The 17,058-nt window shown below is 61.3% G+C and carries 17 protein-coding genes and 4 tRNA genes; 11 read left to right on the top strand and 10 right to left on the bottom strand.

The window, feature by feature from the left end:
- Nucleotides 1-170 precede the first annotated feature (170 nt).
- The gene (locus VM554_11560; protein ID HVJ09013.1) at nt 171-1,082 is read right to left on the bottom strand and encodes a fatty acid desaturase; all 912 of its coding nucleotides are present in this window, start codon (nt 1,080-1,082) and stop codon (nt 171-173) included.
- Between the two features lie 127 nt (nt 1,083-1,209).
- On the opposite strand from VM554_11560, the gene VM554_11565 reads away from it, so the two are divergent.
- On the top strand, nt 1,210-1,875 hold the full coding sequence (locus VM554_11565; protein ID HVJ09014.1) for an SDR family NAD(P)-dependent oxidoreductase: 666 nt from the start codon (nt 1,210-1,212) through the stop codon (nt 1,873-1,875).
- Between the two features lie 102 nt (nt 1,876-1,977).
- Here the strand turns inward: VM554_11565 and VM554_11570 are convergent, their stop codons facing one another.
- Entirely contained in the window at nt 1,978-3,012 is a 1,035-nt protein-coding gene (locus VM554_11570; protein ID HVJ09015.1) for a PIN domain-containing protein, read from the bottom strand.
- A 139-nt stretch (nt 3,013-3,151) separates the two neighbouring features.
- Nucleotides 3,152-4,150 carry a PLP-dependent cysteine synthase family protein gene (locus VM554_11575; protein HVJ09016.1) on the bottom strand — a complete coding sequence of 333 codons (999 nt, stop codon included), beginning with the start codon at nt 4,148-4,150 and terminating at the stop codon, nt 3,152-3,154.
- 177 nt (nt 4,151-4,327) lie between these two features.
- Here VM554_11575 and VM554_11580 point away from each other — a divergent pair, with 177 nt between their 5' ends.
- Nucleotides 4,328-4,774 (top strand): hypothetical protein, encoded by a 447-nt coding sequence (locus VM554_11580; protein ID HVJ09017.1) that lies wholly within the window; start codon nt 4,328-4,330, stop codon nt 4,772-4,774.
- A 45-nt stretch (nt 4,775-4,819) separates the two neighbouring features.
- Here the strand turns inward: VM554_11580 and rsmI are convergent, their stop codons facing one another.
- Both rsmI and VM554_11590 read right to left on the bottom strand, forming a co-directional pair.
- The gene (rsmI, locus tag VM554_11585) at nt 4,820-5,791 is read right to left on the bottom strand and encodes a 16S rRNA (cytidine(1402)-2'-O)-methyltransferase (protein ID HVJ09018.1); all 972 of its coding nucleotides are present in this window, start codon (nt 5,789-5,791) and stop codon (nt 4,820-4,822) included.
- A gap of 3 nt (nt 5,792-5,794) precedes the next feature.
- Complete coding sequence (locus VM554_11590) at nt 5,795-6,967, bottom strand: CBS domain-containing protein (protein ID HVJ09019.1); 1,173 nt, start codon at nt 6,965-6,967, stop codon at nt 5,795-5,797.
- Nucleotides 6,968-7,030: 63 nt separating this feature from the next.
- Between VM554_11590 and rsmD the strand changes: the two genes are divergently transcribed.
- Nucleotides 7,031-7,618, top strand: coding sequence for a 16S rRNA (guanine(966)-N(2))-methyltransferase RsmD (rsmD, locus tag VM554_11595; protein HVJ09020.1), 588 nt, complete (start codon nt 7,031-7,033; stop codon nt 7,616-7,618).
- Here the strand turns inward: rsmD and VM554_11600 are convergent.
- The 3 genes from VM554_11600 to VM554_11610 form a co-directional block, all read right to left on the bottom strand.
- Nucleotides 7,615-8,166, bottom strand: a complete 552-nt coding sequence (locus tag VM554_11600) for a hypothetical protein (GenBank protein ID HVJ09021.1) — start codon at nt 8,164-8,166, stop codon at nt 7,615-7,617. The two genes, rsmD and VM554_11600, sit on opposite strands and share 4 nt — an antisense overlap.
- 1 nt (nt 8,167) lies before the next feature.
- The gene (gene gltX / locus VM554_11605) at nt 8,168-9,676 is read right to left on the bottom strand and encodes a glutamate--tRNA ligase (GenBank protein HVJ09022.1); all 1,509 of its coding nucleotides are present in this window, start codon (nt 9,674-9,676) and stop codon (nt 8,168-8,170) included.
- Between the two features lie 328 nt (nt 9,677-10,004).
- On the bottom strand, nt 10,005-11,081 hold the full coding sequence (locus VM554_11610) for a thiamine-monophosphate kinase (protein ID HVJ09023.1): 1,077 nt from the start codon (nt 11,079-11,081) through the stop codon (nt 10,005-10,007).
- Nucleotides 11,082-11,454: 373 nt separating this feature from the next.
- Here VM554_11610 and VM554_11615 point away from each other — a divergent pair, with 373 nt between their 5' ends.
- Nucleotides 11,455-12,417: a M23 family metallopeptidase gene (locus VM554_11615; protein ID HVJ09024.1), complete on the top strand. Its 963-nt coding sequence runs from the start codon at nt 11,455-11,457 to the stop codon at nt 12,415-12,417.
- 77 nt (nt 12,418-12,494) lie between these two features.
- On the opposite strand, the gene VM554_11620 is transcribed toward VM554_11615, so the two are convergent.
- Both VM554_11620 and VM554_11625 read right to left on the bottom strand, forming a co-directional pair.
- Nucleotides 12,495-13,820 (bottom strand): sorbosone dehydrogenase family protein, encoded by a 1,326-nt coding sequence (locus tag VM554_11620; protein ID HVJ09025.1) that lies wholly within the window; start codon nt 13,818-13,820, stop codon nt 12,495-12,497.
- A gap of 154 nt (nt 13,821-13,974) precedes the next feature.
- A complete protein-coding gene (locus tag VM554_11625) occupies nt 13,975-14,997 on the bottom strand; it encodes a hypothetical protein (GenBank protein HVJ09026.1) in 1,023 nt (340 codons plus the stop codon).
- 258 nt (nt 14,998-15,255) lie between these two features.
- On the opposite strand from VM554_11625, the gene VM554_11630 reads away from it, so the two are divergent.
- The 7 genes from VM554_11630 to VM554_11660 all read left to right on the top strand — a co-directional run bounded on the left by VM554_11630 (nt 15,256) and on the right by VM554_11660 (nt 16,904).
- A tRNA-Thr gene (locus VM554_11630) sits at nt 15,256-15,331 on the top strand.
- Between the two features lie 235 nt (nt 15,332-15,566).
- A tRNA-Tyr gene (locus tag VM554_11635) sits at nt 15,567-15,655 on the top strand.
- 21 nt (nt 15,656-15,676) lie between these two features.
- Nucleotides 15,677-15,862, top strand: a complete 186-nt coding sequence (locus VM554_11640) for a hypothetical protein (protein ID HVJ09027.1) — start codon at nt 15,677-15,679, stop codon at nt 15,860-15,862.
- Nucleotides 15,863-15,908: 46 nt separating this feature from the next.
- Nucleotides 15,909-15,984: transfer RNA gene (locus VM554_11645), tRNA-Thr, on the top strand.
- 93 nt (nt 15,985-16,077) lie between these two features.
- Nucleotides 16,078-16,152, top strand: a tRNA-Gly gene (locus VM554_11650).
- 112 nt (nt 16,153-16,264) lie between these two features.
- Complete coding sequence (locus VM554_11655) at nt 16,265-16,573, top strand: hypothetical protein (protein HVJ09028.1); 309 nt, start codon at nt 16,265-16,267, stop codon at nt 16,571-16,573.
- Entirely contained in the window at nt 16,560-16,904 is a 345-nt protein-coding gene (locus tag VM554_11660; GenBank protein ID HVJ09029.1) for an antibiotic biosynthesis monooxygenase family protein, read from the top strand. The genes VM554_11655 and VM554_11660 overlap by 14 nt, the downstream gene beginning before the upstream one ends.
- Nucleotides 16,905-17,058: the final 154 nt, after the last annotated feature.

Raw genomic sequence — 17,058 nt, forward strand, 5'->3', positions numbered from 1 at the left:
GCTGTGCAGCAGCGACTTTAGTCACTCGCGGCACATTTCCTGCTGCGGCCTCCGTATGGTGGAGCAGCGTGCAGCTTTGCATCCTTCATTTTGTGCAGGATACGGAGAGACTTGATGCAGTCAAAATATTTGGGAGCAGTCGAGTATTTGGCGTCGCGGCTTAATGAGGCTTAATACTGGATCGCGGAACTGCCGTCCACACGCGCCGTCTTTACCTTATGCGCCAGACCCACGGCCGCCAACAGCCGGATGAAGGCGTAATTCAAGTCCAGCTCATACCATGCCAACCCATGCCGCGAGGAGACCGGGTGCGCGTGGTGATTGTTGTGCCATCCTTCGCCGCCGGTAAGCAGCGCAACCCACCAGTTGTTCCGCGAGTCGTCGCGAGTGGCAAACCGCTGCGAGCCCCAGATATGGGTAGCGGAGTTCACCAGCCACGTTACATGCAAGCCCAGCGTGGCGCGCAGAAAGATTCCCCAGAACACCCAGGACCAGCCTCCCGCAAGGTAGAGCGCGATGCCGACCAGCGTTACAGGCAGCCAGTTATAGCGGCTCAACCAGTTGTAGAAGGGGTCGCGAGCCAGATCGGGAGCATACTTTGACAGCACCGCTGTTTCGTTGTGCAGGCTTCCGTGAAGGATCCAGCCGATATGGGACCACCATGTGCCGTCGCGCGGAGAGTGGGGATCGCCGGGGCGGTCAGTGAGCTGATGGTGCAGGCGATGCACCGCAACCCAATAGATCGGTCCACCCTGCAGCGCCATGGTGCCGCAGACCGCGATGCAATATTCCAGCCACTTCGGCGTAGTGTAGCCGCGGTGGGTGAGCAGGCGATGGTAGCCAATGGCGATGCCGATGTTCTGGGCAAAGATCCACATCGCGGCAAAGACCACCAGCGACGACCACCGGAAGGTGAAGAATGCTGCGAGGGCGCCGAGGTGGAAGATGGCGATGGCAATGGCGAAGAACCAGTTGAAGCTGCCATCTCTCCGCTGCTTCAGCTCGGTAAGATCGAGCCGCCGCTGAGCTTCGATGCGTTCCTCGGTGGCGCGTTCTTCGGTCGGTGCAACCATGTTTGTCATGCGCGGTATCCGGGAGAAGTTCTTCCCTAACCCCAAGGTAGCGCATGGTGCGGCGGAGGGGCTGTAAGAGATTCGTAATATCTCAGCGTCGTGCGTGGAACCGCTGCCTCGTGCGACTATTACAGCTATGAGCGAACAGAGAGTGGCACTCGTTACCGGTGCGAACAAAGGCATTGGGCTGGAGATTGCGCAGCAGCTCGCGGAACAGGGAATCACCGTGGTGCTCGGTGCGCGCACGCTGGGGAAAGCGCGTGAGGCTGCGGAGAAACTGCGGGCAAAGGGGCTGAATGTGCATCCTGTCCAACTGGATGTCACCAGCGCGGAAGACATCGCCGCGCTTCCGGCTTTTTTCAAGGAGAAATTTGGCCGTCTCGATATTCTGGTCAACAATGCCGGCGTGAGTTATGACTTCGAAGGCGAAGTAACTGGGAACACTCTTCGCCGCACATATGAGGCGAATGTTATTGGCCCATTTGAAATAACGCGTGTCCTGCTGCCGCTTTTGAAGGCCAGCCCAGGGGGGGAGAATCGTCAACCAATCCAGCGTCCTTGGCTCACTGGCAACGATCTCGCAGGGCGAGGGCGGAGACTTTTCGACTCCAGGCTACTGCTCCTCCAAGGCCGCGCTCAACATGCTTACGGTTGTGGCGGCGGCGCAACTGAAGGAGACGAAGGTCAAGGTGAACGCAGCGCATCCCGGATGGGTGCAAACCGACATGGGTGGGAAGGATGCCCCTCTATCCATATCGGAGGGCGCAAAGACCGCCGTTATGCTGGCAACGCTGCCGGATGACGGTCCGACGGGGGGCTTTTTCCATATGGGTAAACCACTCCCCTGGTAAGCGCGGGAGCCGCGGTGTAAGGATGGAGAGACTAGGGCTCCGTAATGGAGAGACTAGGGCTCCATCCTTGCCGGTATTTCGCGCAAGGGGTCGGGACGCGGGATGGTTTCGTCGAACTTGCCGAAGATCATCTTGCCGGAGGCGGTCTGCAGCACTGAAGTCACGGTGATTTCGATCGAGCGGCCAATCATGCGGCGCGCGTGATCGACGACCACCATGGTGCCGTCATCCAGATAACCAACTCCCTGCGTAGCTTCCTTCCCTTCCTTCAGGATGACGACATGCATCTTTTCGCCGGGAAGCACGACCGGCTTGAGAGAGTTGGCCAGGTCGTTGATGTTCAGCACCTGCACCTGGCGCACATGCGCGACCTTGTTGAGGTTGAAGTCATTTGTAACTATCTTTGCGTCAAATTGTCTGGCCAACTCTATCAGCTTCAGATCTACTTCGCGGATGGCGGGAAAATCCTGTTCGACAATCTGAATGGTCAGCAGGGAGTTGGCCTGCATGCGTTGGAGTACATCAAGGCCGCGTCGTCCCCGCTGCCGCCGCGATGAGTCGGACGAATCGGCTACCATCTGAAGCTCACGCAGCACGAATTCGGGAATCACCAGCGTGCCTTCCAGAAAACCTGTCTCTGCAATGTCCGCGATGCGTCCATCGATGATGGAGCTGGTGTCGAGGATCTTCATGCTGCGGCGTGTCGCCCGCTCTCCGGCAAAGAGATCGCCGAGGGCGGCGAGGTTGAGCAGGTCGCCCTTGCTGGTGCCGACCACCAGGCCCACATAGGACATCAGCAGGAGCACGAAAATCTGCAGCGCGCTCAGTGTTCCTCCGGAGGGCAGGCTGTCGCGCAGAACGAGGCTGAAGAGGAAGGCGCCGAAGATTCCCAGGGTGCTGCCGATGATTGCGCCGATCAAGCGCTTCAGGCTGACGGCGCGCACGCGCAGCTCAAAGACGATCACCACTCCGGCGGCCACCGCGCCCAGCCCGGCCGCGGCCCACGAGGTCAGCCCGAATGGGCGAAGGAGATAACAGGCAACGGAGAACAGCAGCAGCAAGACAACACGAATCAGGATCAGGTCCATGGGGCCGGGGATCTCCTGCCGGGCATGACCACAACATCTGTACCCGGCAACCGGGAGTATACTTTCGCGATTTGAGTTCCGCAATGGATCGCAGTGAGAGGCTGCTGCCGGGCCGGATCCCTCGCTGAAGGACCGCCTGTTAGAGAGAGCTGAGGTAGCGGTCTCCGCCATCGCAAAGCAGAGCGACGATTACCAGTTCCTTCCCGGCGCGCTCCGCATCTCGAAAAGCTTCTTCCGCAATTCTCAGGCTGGCGGCGACGACAGCGCCCCCGGAGATGCCCACCAGCAACCCCATCTCGCGTGCCAGGCGCCGCGTCATCTCCCGTGCCTCTCCGGTGCTGACCGCCACGGTGCGATCGGCGAGATACGGGCTATAAATGGCAGGCAGCAGCGTGGTGGATATATGCTTCAATCCTGCGATTTCGTGGCTGGGGGAGTCGGGCTGCACGGCAATGCACTCCAGCCGGGAGTTGTATTGCTTCAGCTTTCGGGTCGTCCCCAGAAAAGTTCCACTGGTGCCCAGCCCGGCCACAAAATGCGTGACTTGCCCGCCGGTCTGCTCCCAGATTTCGCTTCCCGTGCTCTGGTAGTGGGCCTGCCAGTTCATGTCATTCGAAAACTGATCGACGTAGCAGAACCTTTGGGGATCGTCGCCGGCAAGCTCACGAGCCTTCAGGATGGCTCCATCCAGCCCCAGTTCGGAGGGGGTGTAGATCGCTTCGGCCCCGTACGCAGCGACACTCCTTTTCTGCTCGGGCGAGATGCTCTCCGGCATGCAGAGGGTGACAGGAAATCCGAGCGCCGCACCGAGCATGGCATAGGAGACGCCAGCGTTACCGCTGCTTGCGTCCAGTAAACGCCTGCTATCCGGGAGTCCATCGTCCCGGGTCAGAACAGCTTGGGTCAGACCAGCTTGGGTCAGACCAGTCCGGAGCAGACCAGCTTGGAGCAGACCCCGCTGTCTGGCATCGGCTACGATCGCTGCCGTCGAACGATCCTTGGCCGAGCCACCCGGATTGGCCCACTCCGCCTTGCCAAGAATCTGCACGCCGGGCAGGTGGGCGGTGAGCTTGTCCAAGGGGAGAAGCGGCGTGTTGCCGATGCGTTCGAGCAGGGAAGTACCCAGGGTCTTGTTCATCGTGTCTGATCGTGTCCTGTAGGAATCGAGGTTCCGTTGTGGTTCCGTTGTGTCCGCCGCCAATTGCAGCCGATGCGGAAAATGTGCGAGAGTTAAAACGTTGGGGCGAATCTTTTCGATAGTGTATCTGCCCCATGAAATCCGCGTCCGGCCGCAGGAAGATACAGGGTAAACATCATGTCTCGAAAGATCAGCCAGCCCAGTTTTCAGGAAGTGCTCAACTCCTTACGCAACGCGCAGTTTGACGTGAAAGACGTTCCGGGAGCGCCGGGTAAGGTGATGGTGAGCAAGCACGGTTGTGCGACGATCCTGCATGAAGCCGCGGGCCATATTGAGCCGATGGCAACACAGCCCGGGTTCCTGGTAGGTGGAGAAATTTCGCGGATCCTGGATCGAGGAAATCAGAAGTTCCTGAAAACGAGCAAGTTAGAAGTGCCCGCAACGGCCGATGCCTTGCACGCTGTGCATCTCTTCACGGAAGAGTTGAAGCAGATTACCGGCGGCATCAGCCTGTACAACGAATCCTTGGGAACGGTCAGCGATCGCTATGTGTATGACCGCCTGAAGGGGCGGGATCTTCCTCCGGCTCAGCGCCCAAAGCGGCCCTGGGAACTGGTTTCCTAAGGCATCAAGCGCTAGATCAGCAGCAGGCTCGACAGATCGACAGAATCAGCGGCGCGCTCTCTGGCGCTGGAGTTCGCGATACACCTCGCTCTTCGATTGGCCCCGCTCCCGGGCGATCTTTTTGAGTGCCTCCATCTCGGTCAGGCCCTCTTTTTCCAATTCCACCAGCCTTTGTTGTACTGAGCTTGCCGCGACCTCCGCCGCAGGTCGCTTGCGTCCCTCGATCAAGAGAGTAATCTCCCCGCGGATACGCTCGCGCGAGGCAAGAGATTCGCGAACTTCGCGGACGGTTCCACGCAGAAATTCTTCGTGCAATTTGGTGAGTTCGCGGGCGACCACGACGCGGCACTCGTCGCCCCAGACCGAGGCGGCATCGGCGAGCGTTTCGAGGATGCGGTGCGGAGCTTCATAGAAGATCAGCGTTGGCGCGGAGGCCAGCGGAGACTCCGGCGCGGATGCAGCCAGGGCTTCCAACCGGGTGCGGCGCTCGCCGGCCTTCGAGGGCAGAAAGCCGAGGAAGAGAAAGCTCTCCGTGTTCAGGCCGGAGGCGACCAATCCTGAGAGTGCGGCATTTGCGCCGGGAATAGGGATGACGGGGATTCCGGCTGCCAGAGCGGCTGCGGCCAGCGTCATTCCCGGGTCAGAGATGCCCGGCATGCCGGCGTCGGAGACAACGGCGACGCGGCCACCCTGCTGCAGCAGCTCCAGCAATTCGGCGGCGCGCGCCTGCTCGTTGTGTTCGTGGCAGCTGACGGTTGGCGTGCGGATGTCGAAGTGGTTGAGCAGCTTTTGCGTCTGGCGCGTGTCTTCGCAGGCGATGCGGTCGGCAGCGCGAAGGACGCGGATTGCGCGCAGGGTAATGTCTTCAAGATTTCCGATGGGGGTGCCGACCAGGTAGAGGCCGGGCGCGATGGGGCGCTGGGCCGTGTCCTCGGATTCCTGCTCCGTCAGAGGAGTGTCGTGCGGAGCGGTGTCGGGTGGAAGGTCGCCGTGTGCGTCCGGGCTGCGATGCGCCATGGACTATTCCTGGCTTTGCCGATGCAGTCTGCGGTGCTCTGCCAGCAGGCCCATCGAATGCATAAGATTTTGCAGGCTGACGATGCCGACGATGCGCTCGCCCTCAGTGACCGGCACCAGCGAAAGCCCGCGTCCGGCGGTGATGCGGCGAATCGTGGAGCCAAGCGAGTCGTCGGGCTGCGCCACCTGAAACGCACGGGACATGACCGATTGCACGTAGCCATTGCCCTCGGAGCGCAGCGCATCCAGGATTCGCTGGCGAGAGACGATGCCGACCAGGTTGTTTCCGCGGACGACGGGGAAATCGTCCTGCAGGCAGTGGATGGACCGGTAAAGCGCGTCCTCAAGTGTGTCCGAGGGAGAGAGCGTGGCGAAGTCGGTCAGCATCACATCGCGCATCTGCACCGTATCGACGACGGATTGAAACAAGACTCCCTGATCCTCAAGCTGGGCGCCGATGAAGATAAAGAAGCCCGCCATGACGAGCCAGGGATTCTGCAGCACGATTCCGGCAATGAAGGCGAGGAGCGCCACCACCTGCCCGATGCTGTTGGTGGTGCGGTTGGCCTGCAGCGTGCCATAGGATCGCGACAAACTGCTGCGGAGAAGGCGTCCGGCATCGAGCGGATAGGCGGGGACCATGTTGAGGAAGCCGAGGAACAGGTTGAGCCAGACAATGCTGCGGATGAGGTGGTTGGGCGTGACCCAGGGACGCTCGAAGATGTTCAACTGCGGCGCCGCGCCCATGATGAGAGCACCCACCACGACGGCAAAGCATAGATTGGCCAGCGGTCCGACGATGGCCATGGCCGTCTGCACGTGCGGTTCGGTAGAGCGCTCCTGGCTCTCCGGGTTGGCATAGGAGTACAGGCCGCCGATGGGCAGCAGAAGAATGCTGCGCAGCTTCAAGCCGTAATACGCGGCCGCGAGAACGCGGGCAACTTCGCGCACGGTGACGGCGAGCCCGAGCAGCAGCCACAGGCCAAAGCCACGCGGGCCGGATATGTGCATGGCGCTGGTATAGAGCAGGCAGAAGCCCAGCAGCAGGACAAAGAAGGTGTGAATGCGTACGTCCACACCCATCCATCGCCCCAGTGGAAATGACCATCCGCGCATCATCAGGTTCTTCAGCCTCAGGTTCTTCAGCGTTGCCGTGTTCCGGGATCCCTGTTGCATTCGATTGTAGACGTTCGCGCGAAGCGACGGGCTCGACGCCGGTGCGTTACCATCGGAAAACAAATGCGTGTTATTGCTGGCCTCTATCGCTCCCGCCCCCTGACGGCCCCCAAGGGGCTGACAACCCGGCCTACCTACGATCGCCTGAGGGAGACATTGTTCAACGTGCTCGCGCCGCGGCTGCCGGATGCGGTTTTTGTAGATCTGTATGCCGGCTCGGGCGCGAATGGCATTGAGGCACTCAGCCGGGGCAGCCGTTTCGTCTATTTTGTTGAGAACGGGGAGCCTGCGCTGCAGGCGATCCGTGCCAACCTGGCATCGCTGGGGATCAAGGGAACCTACGGCCTGGAGCCGCGGACGGCCAGCGCTTTTTTGCGCCGGGCGGCGGCGAATGCGCTGAAGACGGGGCAGACCTTCGACATTTTGTTTCTCGATCCGCCCTATGACAGCCTGACAGAGTATGCCTCGACGCTGACCCTGCTGGGTGGCGAGGCTGCGCGGGTGCTGAACGAGAACAGCGTCGTGGTTGCCGAGCATCAGCGGCGCCAGCCACTCGAAGAGAGCTACGGGAAGCTGCGGCGATACCGGGTGCTCGAGCAGCGGGATTCGGCGCTGAGCTTTTTCGCCCCGGAGGGAGCAGGCGAGGGCTAAATCTTCTCGCCGGTGCGGAGATCGACGGCGAACTCGACGTTGCTGTCCGTCATCAGATCCCAGCCTGTGCCGCGCAGGATGTTGCCGGAGATTTCGTTGATCTCAATGCCCTCCCACGAAAGCCGGGGAGAGTGCCAGGCGCGGCCCTGCGGGCCATATGCAAGGAGAGAGTGGTGTCCGCCGAAGAGCAGAAGGTTGTGCTCCGGCAGCGCCTGGACGAGCAGTACCGGGCGGAACTCTATCTGTTCGAATGTGCCGGGGTCGAGGGTCTGGATGAGGTACGCGTAGCCTCCCGCGACGGCGCAGATCTGGTCGGGGTTGGGGCTGGTCCAGATGCCGGTGGGGACTGAGCTGTCGGCAAAGCCAAGGGCGCAGGTGGCGAGAAATGCGCTGCCTCGCGCAGGATGAATCAGCAATTGCAGCGCGCCGCTGTCCGCCTCCTCCGCGTCGTGCGGATAGACGAAGGCGCGCGCCGGAGCGATCAGCGGCTGGTTAGGCAGCACATCGACCTGCCAGGTGCGGGGGAAGCTTTCGTCGAAGACGGCCATCTCAAGCCTCGGGGACAGCGGTAAAGCTGTCGATGCGCTGGCGAACGGAGAGGACTGGCGTGGGCAAAGGCAGACGGCTGCCCTCTTCGAGAATCGGGATGAGCTTATCGAACTCCGGCCCGGAGTGTGCCCCCGTAAGCGCGATGCGGACGGGGTGGAAGAGATCTTTGCCCTTGATGCCGGTCTCGGTCTTGATCTCGTTCATCCAGAGCTTGAACTGCTCCGGCGTAACGGCGGCAGAGGCGTCCACGCGTGCGGCAAAGGCGCGAAGAACCTTGTTGGCGCTCTCAGTGCCCAGCAGGGCGGAGTTCTCGGGGTCTGCTTTGGCGGCGCTGGCATCGAAGGCGAAGACGGCATGGGCCTTCTCCGGGAGCTGTTGCAGGGTATCGGCCGAGGGCAGGAAGAGCGTGAGGAGCTTGCCGAACCACTGGACCACGTCCTCGCTGGCGTTGGCGCGGGGCGGCAGCAGATTCGCGGCGGCAAAGTAGGGCCAGGCAAGTTCGAGGATGCGCTCGGGCGCGGCCAGCTTGAGGTAGTGGCGGTTGAGCCAGTACAGCTTGTCAAAGTCGAAGATGGCGGGCGATGAGGTGACGCGCTCCAGCTTAAAGACGCGCGTCAGCTCGTCGAGGGTAAAGGTTTCGGTTTTGCCATCCTTCGCGCCCCAGCCCAGAAGCGCGAGGTAGTTGCCAAGGGCTTCGGGGAGGATGCCCATCTCTCGAAAGCTGGTGATGGAGGTTGCGCCATGGCGCTTGGAGAGGCGCTCACGGTCGGCTCCCAGGATGGTGGAGAGGTGCGCAAACTGCGGCACCGGCCAGCCGAATGCCTGATAGATGGCGACCTGCTTCGGCGTGTTGGAGATGTGGTCGTCGCCGCGGATGACGTGGGTGATCTCCATCAGCGCGTCATCGACGGTGACCACGTAATTGTAGACAGGCACGCCGGAGGAGCGGACCAGGATGGGGTCGCTGACCGTCTCACTGGCGAACTCGACGGCTCCGCGCACGATGTCGTGGAAGCGCAGGGGAGCATCCGGGATGCGCAGGCGAATCGCGAACGGCTCGGTGGCGGCGCGCTGCTGGCTGGTTGCCGCATCGATGCCGCGGCACTTGCCGGAGTAGACCTGCGGCTTGTGCTCGGCAATGGCGCGGGTGCGCTCGGCCTCCAGCTCCTCGCTGGTGCAGAAGCAGCGGTAAGCCTTGCCCTCGGCGAGCAACTGGTCGGTGTGCCGGCGGTAGATATCCAGGCGCTCCGACTGGCGATAGGGGCCATAAGGGCCACCCACGTCCGGGCCTTCATCCCAGTTGAGGCCAAGCCAGCGAAGGTCGTCCATTAGCTGGCTTTCATAGCGGAGTTCGCTGCGCTCGACGTCGGTGTCTTCAATGCGGAGCAGGAAGTCTCCCCCGTTATGGTGGGCAAAGAGCCAGTTGTAGAGGGCGGTTCGGGCGTTGCCGACGTGGAGTTGTCCGGTGGGCGATGGCGCGAAGCGGACGCGCGTTTTCTGAATAGGCATGGCTGATCCTGATGGTACCAAGCGAGAGAAGCAGGGGCCAGACCTTGGACGGAATCCTCGGGCCTGCTAACCCTACCTGGGCATCATTTAGCTTTGTCACCCGGGGCCCCATTTAGTTTTGTCATCCTGGGCCTCATTTAGTTTTGTGTTTTTGTCATCCTGAGCCCCCATATAGTTTTGTCATCCTGAGCGAAGCGAAGGATCTGCTTCATAACGCGCAAGAATCGCGCCATACGTCCCAGGCGGTGGACCCGCCACAACAGTCGTCGCCCGCCTCGTCTGGCGCATTCCTTCGCAACGCCATCCGCTCAGTTAGGGCTAACAGGGCCTAGCGAAAGTGCTCCCAGCCGCCGGGGTTGAGGGGCTGAGAGTGGCCGCCCGATACCAGGGAGATCAGCGGCTGGCGGGTGCGGCGGTTCACCATGCGGCCGATGGCACGGACAGGAACACCTGCAATTCTGGCAGGGACACGGGTGCGCGGCGCCGCCGTGAAGAGAAGCTCGTAGTCTTCGCCGCCGTGCAGGGCCAGCGCGAGAGCGGAGGGCGCGAGGCCGGCCATCTCCGCGAGATTGGCCATCACGTGGACGGGGATGGCGTCGGCGTCGATCTCCGCGGCGAGGGCGGACTCTTCGCAGAGATGCGCGAGATCGGTGGAGAGCCCATCGCTGATGTCGATGGCTGCGGTCGCCATCTTTGCGGCTCGGATCCTGCTGGCCGCCTGCAGGCGCGGCTGGGGATAGAGGTGCGGGTGAAGCTGGCTCGCATCGGCATGACGGAAGCGCCGGGGAGAGCGCTCGAGGGCGAGGAGTTCGGCGGCAGCTCCGCCAAGGCTTCCGGTTACGTAGATCGTGTCTCCGGCGCGCGCGGTGGAGCGCAGCAGGGCCCGGCCCCGGGGAACAGAGCCCAGCAGGATGATGTCGGCGATCACCAGAGAGTTGGAGGCTCGAGAGTTGGAGGCCCCGGAATTTGAGGCTCGGGACAGGATGCGTGGCGATTGCGCGAGGTCGCCACCCGCGAGGGGCACGCGGTGCTGCGCGGCCAGGCGGAGGAAGCCATCGAGAAAGCGCTCCATCCAACTGGTTGTGGCACGCCCCGCCTTGCGGGTAAGTTCCGGCGGAATGGCCAGCGAGAGGAAGGCGGCCAGCGGGGTCGCGCCCATCGCGGCCACGTCGCTGAGTCCGCGGGCCAGGCAGCGATGTCCCGCCGACTCGGCAGGATGCCAGTCGCGGCGGAAGTGGACATGTTCGAGAGAAAGGTCGGTAGTGACGACAATCTCCTCGCCCGCAGGTGGCCGCAGGATCGCGCAATCGTCGCCGATGCCGAGGCGTAGCGCGCCGCCGTTCCTACCGTTTGCCCCGGTTGCCGCTTTACCGCTTGCCGCGCGCTGGCGAATGGCGGCGATCATAGCCAGCTCCGTGGGGTTGGCGGAGGCGGGGCGGGCATTTCTTGGGCGAGAGCTTGCGGGCTTGCGGTCAGGTTTCATCGGATACTGGCCAGCATACCGCGATGGAGGGGCCGACGGCTGTAATTGCACTGCTTATAGTGCAATTCGAGGCGGAAAATCCCTCCAAAGAGGGAGATATCCGCCTCGCCTGACCCGCTCCGACGATTGACGCAAGGGGAAACCCTCTGCTACCGTCACTAAAGATTCACGAGCCTTGAATCTGTTCGGCTGCATCCAAGTGTGCCGCATTTTCGCGTGTCTTCTCCGCGTTAGGTTGCGCGCATTGTTTTCTTGGAATGTCAGAACATATACGGAATTTTCAAGAGAGAGACTTTTGCGCAATCGTTTCTACATCATTTTTGTGTCACGCGAAGAAGATGGACGCCTGAGAAAAATTCCGGTTCCGCTTCACTACGCGTACATCTTTGTAGCGGCGGCTGTGGTAGGAGCTTTCAGCATCGCGGGCATGGCGGGATCGTACTCCCGCATGCTGATGAAGACTGCGAACTTCAATCAGATTCGTTCCGAGCGTGAGGCCATCCGCAGGAACTATCTGCATATGGAGCAGACCGCGCACGAGAAGGATATTCAGGCGGCATCGCTGGGCACGCTGGCGAGCGAAGTGACGGCTCTTTATGGACTGCGGCAGAACAAGCTGACGGCAAAATCTGCGGCCAAGGAATCGTCGGTTGCCAGCACTCCGGTTTCGGATGATTTCAATCAGCAGCAGTACGATCGTTCGATTGACCAGTTCTATGCGCTGCGCAGCTCGGCGATGTCGGGCCAGGTTTCGCGTGCGTTGGAGGGTGGGTTGAACCTGACCAACACCACAACGGACTGGATCCAACTGGCGGACGCTCCCTCACTGTGGCCGGTTCAGGGCCGGGTGACCAGCTCGTTTGGGCAGCGTGAAGATCCCTTCAATGGAGAAGGCGCTTTCCACGCGGGCATCGATATTTCTTCGTCGTTTGGGCAGAGCGTACGGGCAGCGGCGGACGGCGTTGTGGAAGCCGCCTCGATGGCGAATGGTTATGGCCGCGAAGTGGTGATCGATCACGGGCACGGGGTGAGGACGGTCTATGCGCACCTCTCGGGCTTTACAGTGATGTCTGGCCAGCAGATCAAGCGTGGCCAGGTGATTGGCTATGTGGGACTGTCGGGGCGCAGTACGGGACCCCATCTGCACTATGAAGTCAGGCTGCACAACACGCCTGTGAACCCGCACAAATATCTGCGGACCACGATGGAGCAGCTTGCCGTTGGCCACAGCGATACGCTCTCCGGTGGCGTGAACTAGTCCGGTAAAAAACGATATTCGATACAAACGGGCGGCTCTTCTTCTAGGAGAGCCGCCCGTTCTCTTTGTGCTTTGCTCTACTTGCCTTGATAACTTACGTGCCAGATGGAGCTGGAGCCGTCGTCGGAGACGAAGAGCGAGCCGTCCCTGGCTACGGTGACGCCCACCGGTCTGCCCCATACGTCCCCATTCGCAGTGGTGAAGCCGGTGAGAAAGTCTTCATACTCCCCTGTAGCGCTGCTGCCCTTCATGGGGATGCGGATCACCTCGTATCCGGTGCGCTTGTGGCGGTTCCAGGAGCCGTGCTCGGCGGCAAAGGCGTCTCCCCGGTACTTGCCGGGGAACTGCGAGCCTTCGTAGAACGTCATCTGGAGCGAGGCGAAGTGCGGCTGCAGGATCACATCCGGCGTGAGGACCTTGGACTTCAACTCGGGATGTTTCCCGGCGTGGCGTGGATCCTGGTGACCGCCCATGTAGAACCAGGGCCAGCCGTAGAAGCCGTCTTCCTGCACATGGGTGATGTAGTCGGGAACAAGATTGTCGCCCAGGGCATCGCGCTCGTTGGTGGAGCACCAGAGCTCTCCCGATGTGGGATGGATGGCCTCGCCGACGCAGTTGCGAATTCCATAGGCATAGACCTTGACGAACTTGCCTTCGGGGGTGAACTCCAGCACGTCGGCGCGGTGGAACTCGACAGGATTGCCGTCGGTGTCATCCACGTTGGAGTGGGAGCCGACCGACACGAACATGCGCTGGCCGTCGTTGGAGAAAACAACGTCGCGAGTCCAGTGGCCTCCGCCGCGGAGGCGTCCGCCGCCAGGCAGATCTGCGAGCTTTTCGGCGGCCCCGCGAGCCTTCATATCTCCATTGCGATAGGGAAAGCGCACCACGGCATCGGTGTTGCCGATGTAGACCCACTGCGGATTGGGTCCGGCGGGATAGAAGGCGATGCCAAAGGGCTGGCTCAGGCCGCTGGCGAAGACCTCGGTCTGGACTGGCTTGCCGTCGGTGGTGACTCCGCGCAGAACCCGTATTCTGCCGGCTTCGCTCTCGGCAACGAAGAGGTCGCCATCGGGCGCGGTGCGGATGAGACGCGGCCGGTCAAGGCCGGTGGCATAGAGGCTCACCTTGAAGCCTGCAGGAGCCTTGGGCCACGCATCGGCGGGGCGAGGAACCATGTTGGGGCCATTGTCGATGGATTCGGCAGGGTTGGGTTCGGGCAGATCGGCGAGCGTGATCTTGCGGCGCACTCCGGGAGCTTGCTGGCTGTAGTCGGCAAAGGGAGACTTATGTTTGGCGGCAGGGCTGGCGCCATCGGCAGGCCGTGGGCCGGCCCAGCCTGCGGGATCGGTACTGCTTAGTAAAGCGAGGGATGCCAACGCCAGCGCCCATCTTGTGTGCATTCCAACCTCCGTATCGGGTGTATCTGCGACCTGTATCTGCGAGCTGTACTTTCAAGCTGTATCTGGGAGCCGGGCGAGACTCCTGCCGCGCTCCACATCCTTGCTGGTTGGATGGCGAAGAGTCTCCCGGGCTACAAATTTACTTCTTGCGCGCCTACTTTTTCCCGTCCTGACTGTCGGTTGCGGGAGCTGTAGAGGTGTCCGGGGCCATATTCTCCGGGGCGGCAACCAGCTGCTGCATCAGGCTGTCGGGAAGCGTGGCGGTCACCACAGTGCGATTGCGATGGTGAACCACCTTCATCGAATCGAGCAGGCTGCGGATCTCCGGATTACCGCTGTTTTCGGGAAGGTTATTTTCGACCGTGCGCATCAGGCCGAGCGTGTTCTCCAGGCTCTCAGCGGTAGAGGAGGCGGCAAGGTCGGTGGGCGCAATCTCCTCGACGCGGAGGCGGAGAGCGCCGGTCCAGCGCAGGGATGCGATAAACGTTGTGTCCTCCGGCAGCGGAACCTGCATGCCGTAGATTTTGAGGTTGCCATTTTCGCCGAGGGGAAGACCAATCTTGCCGATGCCCCAGGCCAGCGAAAGCAGCGGAATTTCGCCGTAGTGTTGCGAGAGCAGGGTGGATCCGGCAAAGGGAAGCGCGGCGGCGCGATAGCGATCGCATATGGAGTGGATCTGCTCGGCAGTGGGAGCATTGGAGACGGCCACCATGTCATAGCCAAGCTGCGTGACGCGCACCGTGCGGCCTTCGTTGGGAATGTCGAAGACGTCGTGGCCGTAATAGGTTTCCCGGGAGCTGGCCTGGCTCTCGAAGTACTTCGCCAGCTTCTTGCCATCGAAGCGGCCAACGAAGACCTCGGAGAAGGCGACGAGGCCGTTGGGGCCGTTGGGATTGGGCATCTCGTGGAGGGCGAAGGCCGCCTCGTCAAGATCTCGCTCAAAGACGAAACCGGTGGCATCGATGAAGCGCTGATACTCGGGATCGTGAGCGACGGGGTGTTGGTCAAAGTGAGTGGCGGCGCGGAGCGGCCGCAGGTTCAGGTAGACGATGCCATCCGACTCCGGGAGCAGGCGGGCAGCCTCCGGCGGAGCCTTCTTTCGCAGGTAGATGCCCGCTGCCAGGATGGCCAGCATGAGAAGTACGACGAAGAGCGTGGTCCTGGTACGCTTGTGCATTCGGTGTGTTCGTGGCAGACGCGGCAAAAATCCCGCAGATGCTGAACGAGGGAAAGGATATCATTCGCCAGGGTATAAACCCTTGGCGTGGTTGGGCAGGGGAGCGGCAGGGACTGCGGAGGGCTCTGCGTGCGGGCGGAAAGATTCCCCTGGGCGAATTGCGGAGAGCCTTCCGCTGTGATAATCTTTCGATTCATACCAGTCATTTCGGCGACGCACCCGTGTGTCTTCGCAACAACTGGTTTATTGGCTGTTCGGGCTGGCGTAGCTCAGCTGGTAGAGCATCTGATTTGTAATCAGACGGTCGGGGGTTCAAGTCCCTTCGCCAGCTCCAGATTTATACCGGCGTGGGCGGTCGGCAGCAGGGGAATTTTTGATGCTGGCTGGCTTCGGCCGCCGGTTTTTACCCGCCGCAGTCATCCCATCCTGTTCTCCTGTCTCCCGAAGTGTTTTTCGAGGGAATCCGGAGTCTCCGTTTGAGACCCCATGGGAGTGCTGGTGTGCGGAGGCGGTTGGCTGGCTTCGGCCTCCGGTCAAGTTTGCCGAAGGGCTTGGTTTGAAGGGAATGTGCACAGGTGGCCGAGCGGTTAATGGCAGCAGACTGTAAATCTGCCGCTCCTTGCGAGCTACGGAGGTTCGAATCCTCCCCTGTGCACCATAAGTTTTGCAGGTTCCGCCGATGAGTTTTCTGGCGGATGGACGGCGTAAAGGAATCGCGGTTCTTTTGCTTGCCGGGCTGGGGCTGCTGGCTTGGGAGACGATAGACCCGGGGCAGGTCCGGTGGGTTGTGATGGTGGTGCTGGGTGGTTTCGCGCTGCGCATCCTGCTTGCCGCTGGTTCGCGCGACGGGGCGGATACGCGATAGGATAGCGAAGGGCATCCGCGACGTTGGCGGGTGGTTTTTTGAGAGGGCTGATGTAGCTCAGTCGGTAGAGCACTCCCTTGGTAAGGGAGAGGTCACCGGTTCAATCCCGGTCATCAGCTCCAGAATTTTGGAGTGGGTCAGAGAGGTAGGCAGCAGGAAGGCGGGTAGTAGGCGCGTTCCGGCTGCATTGCTGCGTGTCTGGCTCCGGTGTTTCGGCGGGAGTAACTCAGTGGTAGAGTCACAGCCTTCCAAGCTGTTGGTCGCGGGTTCGATTCCCGTCTCCCGCTCCAGGTTTCAGGGTTGCAGATTTTAGCTCGCAGGTCTTAAAGAGTCGTAAGAGTCACGAGAAAGTCAAGAGATCGCGCTGGGAAAGCTGGCGCGAGTTCTACGCAGGAGTGGGAGATGTTTGAGCAGGCGGTGATTCCGGTACAGGATCAGCAGCGTGTGTCGGAAATGAACGCGGTGCTGGAGTCTACTTTTGCGGCGAGCAGCGTGGCGCGTTTTTTGAAGCGGGTGCAATCCGCGGGATTGCGGGTTCGCGACTTTGAGGGAATCCTGTCGCGCGGCCTGCTGGGGCCGAACACAGCGGCGCTCTATGGCGCTCTGGTGGATTCGGATCGCGGGCAGGTGCGGGAGCGTTACCTGGCGTTGGTGGAGCGAGTGGCCCTGGAGCATCGCGCGAAGTATTTGAAGGTGTATGCCTATTACTGATCGGGCAGCCACTGCGGAGGCCGAAAACGGTGTCTACGTAGTGGTGTGGGAGTTTGAAGTGAAGGCGGGTTGGGAGGCGGAGTTTGTGGCCGTCTATGGAGCCGATGGAGACTGGGCTCGCCTGTTTCGCCGGGAAAAAGGGTTTTTGCGGGTAGAGTTGGCTCGAAGCGTCATGGCTCAGAATCGGTTTTTTACATTCGATTACTGGGTTTCGGCTGCAGCGTTTCTTGAGTTTTGTTCGAAGCATGGCGCCGCGTATGAGGCGCTCGATGAAAAGTGGGCAGGAATTACGGAGCGGGAGCGGCGTATAGGCGCTTTTCCGCCCGAGTAAACCAGGAGAGCGAACGAGATGGCGAAGGAGAAGTTTGACCGGTCGAAGCCGCATGTGAATGTGGGAACGATCGGACACATTGATCACGGGAAGACGACGTTGACGGCGGCGATCACGAAGGTGTTGTCGAAGCACAACCCGAAGAATTCGTTCC

The organism is Acidisarcina sp., from assembly GCA_035539175.1.
Taxonomy (GTDB): domain Bacteria; phylum Acidobacteriota; class Terriglobia; order Terriglobales; family Acidobacteriaceae; genus JANXZS01.